This is a genomic window from bacterium (assembly GCA_020440705.1).
Classification (GTDB): Bacteria; Krumholzibacteriota; Krumholzibacteriia; order LZORAL124-64-63; family LZORAL124-64-63; genus JAGRNP01.
On record JAGRNP010000020.1, the window covers coordinates 34,779 to 46,675 of the forward strand.

An 11,897-nucleotide genomic window follows, 5' to 3' on the forward strand; every position below is an offset into this window, starting at 1 on the left:
AATTCGATAAGATGAACTCAGACAACAAATTACTACCGTAGTGGTAGGATTTGATCCCGGAAGGAGGTCGGCACCGCTGCTATTCGGATGTGTGGAGTAGGCGTAGGAGGGGAGAGCTCCATTCGACACTCTCGCACCAATAGCGAACAGGAGAACGCATGCGTTCACGGTACGTCATTCTCGCCGCCCTGCTGCTCCTTGCAGCCGGCACCGTCTTCGCCGCCCCCGCCTCGCGCCCCTTCGCTCCCGTCCAGAACGGCTTCGACGCCGTGGGTACCCGGGAGGCGACCTTCCATCCCGAGCGCGTCCTCGTGCAGTTCCGCGCCGCCAACGTGGAGAAGGCCATGCTCGCCGTGCCCTTCGTCCGGGGCGCGGAGATGCCCGGCGCCCGCACCGGCATCGCGTCGGTCGACGCGCTGCTCGCGCGCGACGGGGTGGTCCGGGTCTCGCGGCCGTACGATCGTCCGGCCCGCATGGACAAGGCCGCCGAACTGGGCGTCGACCGCTGGTTCCTGCTCGAGGCGCCGGGAGCCGACGTGCAGGCCCTCGCGGCCGACCTGGCCAAGGACCCGACCGTGGCCCACGCGACGGTGGACTGGTACGCGTTCCCGGCGTCGGTGCCGAATGATCCGCTCTACGCCGACCACTGGGGCCACAACAACACGGCCCAGATGATCTCCTACGACTGGTCGACCTACAGCCACACGGGTCCGACCGTGGGCACGGTGGGCTTCGACAGCAACGCCCAGGCCGCCTGGGACCAGACCTACGGTGATCCGAACGTCGTCATCGCCATCATCGACAGCGGCGTGGACATCTATCACGAGGACCTCAGCTGCACCGCCGGCTACGACTTCGGCGACAACGACACCAATCCGATGGACGACAGCCGCAGCGCCGGCCACGGCACCTGCTGCGCCGGCGTCACCGCCGCCGTGGCCAACAACGGCACCGGCATCGTCGGCATCGCCGGCAACTGCACGATCATGCCGCTGAAGGTGGCCGACCGCCGCGGCAGCATGAGCTTCACCTCGATCACCAACGCCCTGTACTACGCGGCCGACCACGACGTGGACGTGATCAGCATGAGCCTCGGCGCGGCCATCAGCAGCGACGCGGCCACCGACGCGGCCATCGCCTACGCGTACAACGCCGGCTGCACGATCCTCGCGGCCACCGGCAACGAGAACAACAGCGTCATCTCGTACCCGGCCATCAACGAGTACGTGATCGGCGTCGGCGCGGCCTCGCCCTGCGGCGACCGCAAGCGCAGCAGTTCCCTCTCGACCGAGCTGAACCCCGGCGTGTACGCCGATCCGAACGGCTACACGTGCGACGGCGAGCGCTGGTGGGGCTCGAACTACGGCCCGGCGACCCAGGACGACCGGGGCGCCGTGGACATCATCGCCCCGACGATCGTGCCGACGACCGACATCTCGGGCAGCGCCGGCTACGACGCGGGCAACTACGACATGTTCTTCAACGGCACCTCGTGCGCGACGCCGTACGCGGCGGGCGTGTGCGCCCTGATCAAGTCGGCCTTCCCGGACTACACGCCGGCCCAGGTGCGCGCGCAGCTGGTGTCGACGGCCCAGGACATCGTCAACGTCGAGTCGGGCGCCGGCTGGGACCGCTACAGCGGCTACGGCATGGTCGACGCGGCGGCGGCGATCGCCGGCGGCGGCGGCCCGGTGGAGAACCCGCCGGTGGCGGCCTTCAGCGGCTCGCCCACCAGCGGCGACTACCCGCTCGTGGTGGCCTTCAGCGACCAGAGCGCCAACGCCCCGACGAGCTGGGCCTGGACCTTCGGCGACGGCGGCACCGCCACCGTGCAGAACCCGGACCACACCTACGCGGCGGCGGGCGTCTACACGGTCTCGCTGACGGTGACCAACGCCTACGGCGCGGACACCGAGATCAAGACCGGCTACATCACCGTGACCGAGCCCTCGGCCGGCGGCGGCACCATGCACGTGGCCGACATGAACGTCTACAAGGTGCTCAGCGGGCGGAAGTACTACGGCCGCTGCGACGTGAGCGTCGTCGACGACACCGGGGCCCCGGTGGCCGCGGCGACCGTCACCGCCACCTACTCCGGCGACATCAGCGGCACGGTGAGCGGCGTGACGGGCAGCGACGGCTGGGTCACGCTCTCGACCCTGACCAAGGCCTACGCCAATTCGCCCTTCTGCTTCACGGTGACCAACGTGACCCACGCGACGCTGGACTACGCCAGCGGGGACAACCTCGTCACCCAGAGCTGCGAGGGGGGCGACGTGTACGGTGCGGAGAGCGGCCGCGTCGTCGGGCTGACCGGACTGGGCCGCAACTGGCCGAACCCGTTCAACCCGCAGACGGACATCGCCTTCAGCCTGGCCCGGGAGGGCCGGGTGCGCCTGGCCGTGTACAACGTCAAGGGCGAGCTGGTCGACGTGCTCGCCGAGGGCGTGTACGGGGTCGGCGAGCACGTCTTCACGTTCAACGGCCAGGACCGGCCCAGCGGCGTGTACTTCTACCGCCTCGAGGCGCCGGGCTTCACCGAGACGCGGAAGATGATCATGTTGAAGTAGATCCGCCCGGCGGACCTGCACGGCAGGGGGCGGCCCGGCGGCCGCCCCCTCGCCGCATCCGCGAACCGGACTTCCCCGCGGCGCCGTCGGGGCTTATCATGGTCGCGCCCTCGCCGCACCGCGAACCCGTCCCCGGAGCGCCCATGGAACCGAACGTCCAGCACCTCGTCGAGAAGATCCGCGACGCCATCATCGGCGACGACCGGGCCCTCAGCGGCCCCTACGGCCCCCGGCGCATGACCTACGCCGACTACACGGCCAGCGGGCGTTCCCTCGAGTTCATCGAGGACTTCATCGCCGAGGAGGTGCTGCCCCTCTACGCCAACACGCATACCGAGACGTCGCGCACCGGCCTGCAGACCACCCGTTTCCGCGAGGACGCGCGCCAGATCATCCTGCAGGCGTGCGGCGGCGACGAGAGCGACTGCGTCATCTTCTGCGGTTCGGGGGCCACCGGCGCCATCAACAAGCTCATCGACATCCTGAACCTGAGCCTGCCGCGCGACCTCGAGGAGAAGTACGACCTGGCGTCGCACATCCCCAAGGACGATCGCCCCGTGGTCTTCATCGGACCCTACGAGCACCATTCGAACGAACTGCCCTGGCGCGAGTCCATCGCCGACGTGGTGACCATCGCCGAGGACATGGACGGCCGCATCGATCAGGCCCACCTCGAGCGCGAACTCGTGAACCACGCCGCACGGCCCCTGAAGATCGGGTCGTTCTCGGCGGCGAGCAACGTGACCGGGATCGTCTCGGACACGGCCGGCATCTCGCGGCTGCTGCACCGCCACGGGGCCCTGGCCTTCTGGGATTTCGCCGCGGCGGCGCCCTACGTGAAGATCGAGATGAACCTGCGCGACGGCGATGACGGGGGCGCCGGCCTGACCTACAAGGACGCGGTCTTCATCTCGCCCCACAAGTTCATCGGCGGTCCGGGGACGCCGGGCCTCCTGGTGGTCAAGCGCGCGCTGGTGAAGAACACCGTGCCCACCGTGCCGGGCGGCGGCACCGTCTCCTACGTGAGCTCCGACAAGCACACCTACCTGCCGGACGTCGAGCACCGCGAGGAGGGGGGCACGCCGGCCATCATCGAGGCGATCCGGGCCGGGCTCGTGTTCCACCTGAAGAACGCCGTCGGCGAGGCGAACATCGAGGCGCTCGAACACCGCTTCGTGCAGCGGGCGGTGGCGGCGTGGGGGGAGAACCCGGACATCCAGATCCTGGGCAACCTGGCGGCCAAACGGCTGTCGATCGTCTCGTTCGTGATCCGCAGCGGCCGGCGCATCCTGCACCACAACTTCGTCGTCGCCCTGCTGAACGACCTCTTCGGGATCCAGGCCCGGGGCGGCTGCTCGTGCGCGGGGCCCTACGGCCACCGCCTGCTGGGCATCGACCTCGCCCGCAGCATGAAGTACCACGAGGCCATCAGCGCCGGCGCCGAGGGCATCAAGCCCGGCTGGGTGCGCGTGAACTTCAACTACTTCATCAGCGACGACGTGTGCGACTTCATCATCCGGGCCGTGGAGTTCATCGCGCGCGAGGGCTGGCGCTTCCTGGCCCACTACGACTTCGAGCCGGAGACCGGCATCTGGCGCCACCGCGAGCAGCCGCGCGGCACGAGCCTCCGCCTGCACGACATCAGCTACTGCACCGGCAAGATGCAGTACCGCTCGCACCACGTGACCGAGCCCGAGAGCGCGCTGCGGGAGTATCTCGACCAGGCGGAGGAACTGGTCGCCGGCTGGCGGGACGCCGCCGCCGTGGCGCCGGTCGCGTCCGCGGTGAGCCTGGACCCCGCCCTGGAGCCGCTGCGCTGGTTCCCCCTGCCGGGCGAAGGGCGTTGAGCCGGTTCGTCCGGTGCGCGGGGCTGGTGGCCCTGGTCGTCCTGGCCGGGTCGAGGCCGGCGGTCGCCGCGGAACGGCCCCTGCTCCTGGGGGGCGACGTGTCCCTGCTGCCCCTGTGCGAAGACGCGGGCGTGACGTACACGGTCGCGGGCAAGCCGGGCGAGGCGCTGGCGATCCTCGGCGGCAGCGGTTGCAACACCTTCCGCGTGCGGCTCTTCGTCGCGCCCGACCCGGACGGGGCCGCCTGCCAGGACCTGGCCTGGGTCGCCCGGCTCGGGGCGCGCATCAAGGCCCGCCACGCCACCTTCCTGCTCGACCTCCACTATTCGGACACCTGGGCCGATCCCGGCCGTCAGGAGACGCCGCGGGCCTGGAGCGGACTCGCTCCCGACGCCCTCGCCGCCCGCGTCGAGTCGTACACCGCGGCGGTCGTGGACTCGCTGACCGCGGCGGGCGCCCGGCCGGACATCGTGCAGCTGGGGAACGAGATCACGCCGGGCCTGCTGTGGCCGGCGGGGCGGCTGGACGGGAGCGAGGCGGCGTGGGTCCGGCTGGCGGCGTTGCTGCGGGCGGCCGGCCGCGGCGCGCGCCGGGCGGATGCCGATGGCGGCACGCCGCTGCTGCTGGTGCATCTGGCCACGGGCGGCGACCCGGCGGCGACGCGGTGGTTCCTGGCCGGACTCGCACGGCACGACGTCCCCTACGACCTGGTCGGGCTCAGCTACTACCCGTGGTGGCACGGCGCGCCCGACGACCTGGCGGCGACGCTCGACGTCGTGGCGACCGAGTTCGGGCGCGACGTCCTCGTGGTGGAGACGGCCCAGCCGTGGCGGGAGGGGCCGGAGCCGGCGGCATCCCCGTTCCCGGCCACGCCCGCCGGCCAGGCGGCCTTCCTGTGCGAGGTCGTGCGCCGGGTGCGGGAGACGCCCGGGGGCCACGGGCGCGGGGTGCTGTGGTGGGCGCCGGAGGGGATCGCCGCCCCCGGCGTGCCGGCCTGGCGCGCGGGCGACTGCGCCCTGTTCGACGCCGCCGGCGAAGTGCTGCCCGCGCTCGACGCGTTCCGCGCCCCGGACTGACCCGGCCCGCCGCGCGCTAGCGACCGCCGGACGTGAACTGGATCCCCACCGCGAGCACCGTGTCCAGCTGCGAGAGCTCGTCGGTGCGCACGTCGCCCACCTCGAAGTAGGTGGTGTGGAAGTGGGCGTCGAAGTCGACGCGCAGGGCGGCCGTGGGGCTCAGGGGCATCCAGCCGCTGAGGCCGAGCACGCCGGTCATGATGTTCCCGCCCTCGATGAAATCGTCGTAGTTCGTGCCCTGCAGGCCGACGCCGCCGTGCAGGATGAACCGCTTCTCGCTGCCCAGGGCGACCGCCAGCTGGGCCGATCCGTAGAACAGCGCCAGGTCGACCGACGCCGCGTCCGGGTCGCCGAAGATGTCGGCGGCGAGGGACGAACGGCCGTAGTGACCGCTCAGATCGAGCGAGACGGTCTCGTTCAGGTAGATGGCGATGCGGCCGCCGAAGCCGAGGGTGGCGTCGAAACGGGCGGTGATGCCGTCCTGGTCGACGACGTCGGTCGTCGGGTTGATGTAGGCCACCGAGGGGATGATGTCGACGCGGGAGTCGGCGCGGGCGGGGGCGGTCGCCGTCAGGGCGACGATCAGCAGGGAGAGCGGGAGCAGGGTCTTCATGGTCAGGTCCATCCTGGGCATGGGGGGCGCGACGGGGTCGCGACAGGTTGCTTCGACCGGACATGCGGAACCGCGGGGCCGGGTGCGCAATCGCCGGGCGGGGCCGGGTCAGCGCACGCCCTGGCCGGCGACCACGGCGCGCAGGGTGGCCGCGACGATGGCGAGATCGAGCAGGGGGGACATGTTCTTCAGGTAGTAGAGATCGTAGCGCAGCTTCTCGCGGGCGCCGGCCACGCCCACGCCGTAGCCGAAGTTCACCTGCGCCCAGCCGGTCAGGCCCGGCTTGACGAGATGCCGGTAGGGATAGGCGGGGATGGCCTCGGCCAGGTCGGCCACGAAGGCCGGCCGCTCGGGGCGGGGCCCGACGAAAGCCATCTCGCCGCGCAGGATGTTCACGAGCTGGGGCACCTCGTCGAAGCGCGTGCGGCGCAGCCAGCGGCCGACCGGGGTCACGCGCGGATCGGCGGGGCGGGCCCAGGCCGGGCCGCTGCGGGCCTCGGCGTCGATGGACATGGTGCGGAACTTGAGCATGGTGAAGGGGCGCCCCCCGCGACCGACACGCTGCTGGCGATAGGTGACCGGACCGTCGCCGGCGAGGGCGATGGCCGCGGCGACCACGGCACAGGGCACCGCCAGCAGCGTGAGCAGCGTGCCGGCCAGCACCTTGTCGCCGAGCGCCTTGGCCCGCCACTGCCAGGGCGAGACGCGGTGCGGTCCCCAGGCCAGCGAGTTGAGGCTGTCGCGGCGCTCGAGCAGGAGCTTGTGGCAGATCGACTCGTAGAAGTCGCCGCTGTCGATGATCTCGACGCCGGCGAGGCGACAGGCGACGAGGGTCCCGAGGAAGGCGGCGGGCTCGTCATGGCGCAGCGACATCACCACCGTGTTCACGCGGTGGCGTCGGACCACCTCGGCCAGGGAGCCCAGTCCGCCGAGCAGCGGCAGGTCGGCGCTGCGGCAGGCCCCGGGGCAGTCGTCGCAGCCGAGCATCCCGACCATCTCGAGGCTGTCGCCGTGGGTGCGGCGCACCTCTTCGACGACCAGGGGCAGGCAGTTGCGGTCGCCGACGATCAGGATGCGGCCGTAGTGGGCGCCGTGATTGAAGTGGTGCAGCACGACCCATCGCGCCAGCCAGGCTCCGGTCACGCACACCCCGGTGGCGCCCGCACACGACAGGACGAGAGACGGCCAGGCCGGACCCGCGAAGGGCCGCACCGCCAGCAGCAGCACCGCCAGGACCGGCAGGATGAGGGCGGCGGCGGCGCACAGGCGCAAGGGCAGGCCCTGGCCGGCGTAGACGCAGCGACGGGAGTAGAGCCCGCAGAGCCAGAAGCCCCCCTGCACGAGCAGCGGGCAGGCGACGACGGTGGCGACGAGCAGGGGGGTGTCGGAGGCGGCGACGAGCCGGCGGGGCAGACCCGTCCAGACGGCCGTGGCGGCCAGCGCCGCGGCCGGCAGCCCCACTTCGAAGAGCAGGGTGCAGGTCACCCGGCGCGGCAGGTGATGCCGGACGAGCAAGGACAAGGAATCCCCCGGACGACGAGACCGTGGGCGAGCCCCCACAAGGTAGTCGGAAACCGGGGGGCCGCATCCCGGGACGCCGTCCCGCTACTCCGTCGCGAGGAAACCCAGGCCCGACCGGGGCACGCGCCGCGCCGCGAGCAGCACGGCGATGAACTCGCCGGCGTCGCCGGCCCGGTGGGGGTTCACGTAGGTCCACACCACGGCCCCGTCCGGGGCGACCTCGAGCAGGCGGCCCCCGGCGGCCTCGGTGACCAGGACGTTCCCGCCGGGCAGGGGCTGGACGCTGCCGAGCCAGGCCGAGAAGAGCTCCTCGCCGGGCCGGCCGCCGAAGGACCAGCGGATCCGCCCGGTCAGGGGGTCGACCCGCAGCACGCGCGAGCGGTCGAAGGCCTGCAGGGGGCGGCTGGCGCCCAGATTGTCGAACAGGAGCAGGTCACCGTCGGGCAGGTACACGGCCTGGTGCTGGCGGTGCCAGGGTCCGGCCGCGGCCCACTTCACGCGGTGGGTCGTCGCGTCGAGGGCCACCACGGTGCTGATGTTCCGCAGGGAGACGAGGATGTCGCCCGGGCCGAAGAGATCCGCCTGGTCCGGCGAGGGCGTTTCGATGCGCCACACCGAGTTGGCGTGGAACACGTCGGGATGGGCGATGCGCTGCAGGATGGGGGCGAAGTCCGAGGCGCCGATGGCCTCGAGCAGCGGGATGCGCTCGCGGATGTGGCCCGACGCGTCCATGAGCAGCACGTCGTCGACCAGCAGGTTGCGGAAGGGGACGGTGCCCGCGCCGAGATGGGCCTCGAGGTCGGCGGGGGGCACGAGGCGGCGGGCCAGGGTGAGGATGCCGCCGTCCGGCAGGAGCTGCAGGTCGTGGTGCTGGAGCGAGGCGTCGCGCCAGAGGACGCGCCCCGCGCGGTCGACCCGGAAGATGCCGACGTACTCGAAGAGGCCGATCAGGTCGCCGTTGGGCAGCACCTCGGCGCGCCGCAGGAACTCGCGGTGCTCGGGGTGCACGGGGAAGGGGACACTGTCGGGCCACACCGTGCGGAAGGGAACCTCCCAGGTGTGGACCGGGCGGCCGTCGCGGTCGATGAGGGTCGCCACCGGGGCGTGGCCGGAGCAGACGAGGGTCAGGCCGGGGGCGCAGCGGGTCGAGTCGAGGGTGGCGGCGCCGCGGGTGTCCGGGCCGGCGCGGTAGCCGCCGAGGTAGCCCACCGACTGCAGGCGGCGCAGCTCGCGGTCGCCGGCTTCGGCGACGGGGGCGGTCGGATACCAGCGGCCCTGCAGGTCGTCGCGCCGGATGTCCGGTTCGGTGATGGCGATGCGGCGGGGGCCGGTGTTGCGGCGTCCCCGCTGGAAACCGACCAGGAAGGCGGCCGCGAGGGCGGCGCCGAGGCAGGCCAGCAGGATCAGGCGCCGGATCACCGGCCCGCCGCCGGCGCGTGGACGAGGGCGACGATGGCCTCGAGCCCCTCCCGGTCGGCGGGGCCGAAGGCGTCCGGCTGGTCGGAATCCACGTCGAGCACGGCGACGACGGCGCCCGTGGCGTCGCGCACCGGCACCACGATCTCGCTGCGCGAGCGGCTGTCGCAGGCCACGTGTCCGGGGAAGGCGTGCACGTCGGGCACGAGGACGGTCTCGCCGCCGCGGAGGCCGGCCCAGCACACGCCGTCCGGCGGGGGCAGCTTGGCGCAGGCCAGGGGTCCCTGGTAGGGCCCGACGACGAGGTCGCCGTCGACGAGGCGGTAGAACCCCGTCCAGAAGAAGTGGGGCAGCTTGGCGTGCAGCAGGGCGCAGATCGTGGCCATGCGGGCGACCGGGTCGGTGGTGGCCTTGGGGCCTTCGTCGAGTTGGGCGGCGAGCTGGGCGGCCATGCGACCGTAGCGGGCCAGGAGCGTGGCGGAATCGGGAGAAGCGGACATGGGTTTCCTTCGCGGGTCGGGCTCGGTGCCGGGGCCGCCGGCGGCGGCGCGTCCCGACATTCTGCGGCCGGTCGGGGCCGGACGCAAGGGCGGGCCGCGGCTGGCCGGCGTCGGGCCGTTCCGCGTGGCGCTTGACGCCGGCCCGACCGGGCGTTTTCCTGTGCGCAGTCGCATCGCGCCCCCGACCCACGGCAGGAACCCATGTCCGCACCCGCTCCGCCGACCGCGCCCGGCCTCTTCTCGCGCCCGCCCTACTGGGCGGCGGGCTTCGGCACGGCGCCCGAACTGCCCATGTCCCGGGCCGAGATGGACGCCCTCGGCTGGGAGGCGTGCGACGTGATCCTCGTCACCGGCGACGCCTACATCGACCACCCGAGCTTCGGCATGGCCGTCATCGGCCGGGTGCTCGAGCGCCAGGGCTTCCGCGTGGGCATCATCAGCCAGCCCGACTGGCACAGTGCCGAGCCGTTCCGCGCCCTCGGCCGCCCGACCCTCTTCTTCGGCGTCACGGCCGGCAACATGGACTCGCTCGTCAACCACTACACGAGCAACCGCAAGCGGCGGAACGACGACGCCTACACCCCCGGCGGCGAGGGCGGCCGGCGGCCCGACCGCGCGGTGCTCGTCTACGCCCAGCGCTGCCGCGAGGCGTTCAAGGGCGTGCCGGTGGTGGTGGGCGGCATCGAGGCCAGCCTGCGCCGCATCGCGCAGTACGACTACTGGTCGGACAAGGTCAAGCGCAGCGTGCTGCCGGACAGCAAGGCCGACCTGCTGGTCTACGGCAACGCCGAGCGCCAGATCGTGGAGATCGCCCAGCGCCTGGGGGCGGGCGAGGACATCCGCGACCTGACCGACATCCGCGGCACCGCCTTCATGCGCAGCGAGGTGCCGGGCGGCTGGATCGAGATGGATTCGACCGAGGTCGACACGCCGGGCGCCCTGATCGCGCACCCGGATCCCTACGCCATGGAGGACGAGACCGCCTGCGCAGACGGAGCCGCCAACGCGGCGCCGCCCGCGGCGGGACCCGCTCCCCTGGCCGGCCTCGCGGACATGAAGGACCTGCGCCACCGCTGGAAGCACCGCGACCGCACGGTGATCCGGCTGCCGGCGTTCGAGCAGGTGGCGGACGACCCGATCCTCTACGCCCACGCCTCGCGCGTCATGCATGCCGAGACCAACCCGGGCAACGCGCGCGCCCTGGTGCAGCGCCACGGCGAGCGCGACGTGTGGCTCAACCCGCCGCCGATCCCGCTGACGACGCCGGAGATCGACGCGGTGTTCGACCTGCCCTACACGCGGCGGCCGCACACGTCCTACGGCGAGACGCCGATCCCGGCCTACGACATGATCAAGCACTCGGTGAACATCATGCGCGGCTGCTTCGGCGGCTGCACCTTCTGCTCGATCACCGAGCACGAGGGGCGCATCATCCAGAGCCGCAGCGAGGAATCCATCCTGCGGGAGATCGAGAACATCCGCGACAAGACGCCCGGCTTCACCGGCGTGATCAGCGACCTGGGCGGCCCCACGGCCAACATGTGGCGCATCGCCTGCAAATCGCGTGCGATCGAGGCGGCCTGCCGGCTGCCGTCGTGCGTGTACCCGGACATCTGCCCCAACCTGGACACCGACCACGCGCCGCTGATCCGGCTCTACCGCCGGGCGCGGGCCATCCCCGGCATCAAGAAGGTGCTGATCGCCTCGGGGCTGCGCTACGACCTGGCCGTCGAGTCGCCGGAGTACGTGAAGGAGCTGGTGACCCACCACGTGGGCGGCTACCTGAAGATCGCCCCGGAGCACACCGAGGACGGACCGCTGCGCCGGATGATGAAGCCGGGCGTGGGCAGCTACGAGAAGTTCCGCGCCCTGTTCGAGAAGTACAGCCGGCAGGCGGGCAAGAAGCAGTACCTGATCCCGTACTTCATCGCGGCCCACCCGGGCACCACCGACCGGGACATGCTGAACCTCGCCCTCTGGCTCAAGCGCAACCGCTTCAAGCCCGACCAGGTGCAGACCTTCCTGCCGACGCCCATGGCGGCGGCCACGGCCATGTACCACAGCGGGCGCGACACCCTGCGCAAGGTGGTCCGCCACGTGCGTCCGGCCGACCGGGTCGACACCGTGCGCAGCCCCCAGCAGCGGGAGTTGCACAAGGCGTTCCTGCGCTGGCACGACCAGCGCAACTGGCCCCTGCTGCGCCAGGCCCTGCACCGCCTCGGCCGGCCCGACCTGATCGGCTACGGCGACGAGTGCCTCGTGCCGCCGGGCAAGGGCGGCGAGGGCGCGGCGCCCCGCACGGGGGCCGCGGCCGGAGCGGGACGGTCGGGTGCCCCGGGCGGAGATCGCGGGGG

8 protein-coding genes are annotated in these 11,897 nt (G+C 72.2%); 4 read left to right on the plus strand and 4 right to left on the minus strand.

What is annotated here, in order from left to right; genetic code table 11:
- Positions 1–158: 158 nt before the first annotated feature.
- The 3 genes from KDM41_05220 to KDM41_05230 all read left to right on the plus strand — a co-directional run bounded on the left by KDM41_05220 (position 159) and on the right by KDM41_05230 (position 5,493).
- A complete protein-coding gene (locus KDM41_05220; protein MCB1182813.1) occupies positions 159–2,570 on the plus strand; it encodes a S8 family serine peptidase in 2,412 nt (803 codons plus the stop codon).
- Positions 2,571–2,713: 143 nt separating this feature from the next.
- A complete protein-coding gene (locus KDM41_05225; GenBank protein MCB1182814.1) occupies positions 2,714–4,417 on the plus strand; it encodes an aminotransferase class V-fold PLP-dependent enzyme in 1,704 nt (567 codons plus the stop codon).
- On the plus strand, positions 4,414–5,493 hold the full coding sequence (locus tag KDM41_05230) for a glycosyl hydrolase 53 family protein (protein ID MCB1182815.1): 1,080 nt from the start codon (positions 4,414–4,416) through the stop codon (positions 5,491–5,493). The genes KDM41_05225 and KDM41_05230 overlap by 4 nt, the downstream gene beginning before the upstream one ends.
- A 16-nt stretch (positions 5,494–5,509) precedes the next feature.
- Here KDM41_05230 and KDM41_05235 read toward each other — a convergent pair whose 3' ends face one another.
- The 4 genes from KDM41_05235 to KDM41_05250 form a co-directional block, all read right to left on the minus strand.
- On the minus strand, positions 5,510–6,106 hold the full coding sequence (locus KDM41_05235) for a hypothetical protein (protein MCB1182816.1): 597 nt from the start codon (positions 6,104–6,106) through the stop codon (positions 5,510–5,512).
- Between the two features lie 108 nt (positions 6,107–6,214).
- On the minus strand, positions 6,215–7,627 hold the full coding sequence (locus tag KDM41_05240; GenBank protein ID MCB1182817.1) for an exopolysaccharide biosynthesis polyprenyl glycosylphosphotransferase: 1,413 nt from the start codon (positions 7,625–7,627) through the stop codon (positions 6,215–6,217).
- Positions 7,628–7,711: 84 nt separating this feature from the next.
- The gene (locus tag KDM41_05245) at positions 7,712–9,046 is read right to left on the minus strand and encodes a PQQ-binding-like beta-propeller repeat protein (protein MCB1182818.1); all 1,335 of its coding nucleotides are present in this window, start codon (positions 9,044–9,046) and stop codon (positions 7,712–7,714) included.
- On the minus strand, positions 9,043–9,543 hold the full coding sequence (locus KDM41_05250) for a GAF domain-containing protein (protein MCB1182819.1): 501 nt from the start codon (positions 9,541–9,543) through the stop codon (positions 9,043–9,045). The genes KDM41_05245 and KDM41_05250 overlap by 4 nt, the downstream gene beginning before the upstream one ends.
- Before the next feature lie 201 nt (positions 9,544–9,744).
- Between KDM41_05250 and KDM41_05255 the strand changes: the two genes are divergently transcribed.
- Positions 9,745–11,897: YgiQ family radical SAM protein (locus KDM41_05255; protein ID MCB1182820.1), on the plus strand; the 2,153-nt coding region annotated here is incomplete at its 3' end.

What these genes read in the sequence shown, in the direction of transcription:
- KDM41_05220 (MCB1182813.1), top strand. Translation starts at nt 159, where the DNA reads ATGCGTTCACGGTACGTCATTCTCGCCGCCCTGCTGCTCCTTGCAGCC.
- KDM41_05225 (MCB1182814.1), top strand. Translation starts at nt 2,714, where the DNA reads ATGGAACCGAACGTCCAGCACCTCGTCGAGAAGATCCGCGACGCCATC.
- KDM41_05235 (MCB1182816.1), bottom strand. Translation starts at nt 6,106, where the DNA reads ATGAAGACCCTGCTCCCGCTCTCCCTGCTGATCGTCGCCCTGACGGCG.
- KDM41_05250 (MCB1182819.1), bottom strand. Translation starts at nt 9,543, where the DNA reads ATGTCCGCTTCTCCCGATTCCGCCACGCTCCTGGCCCGCTACGGTCGC.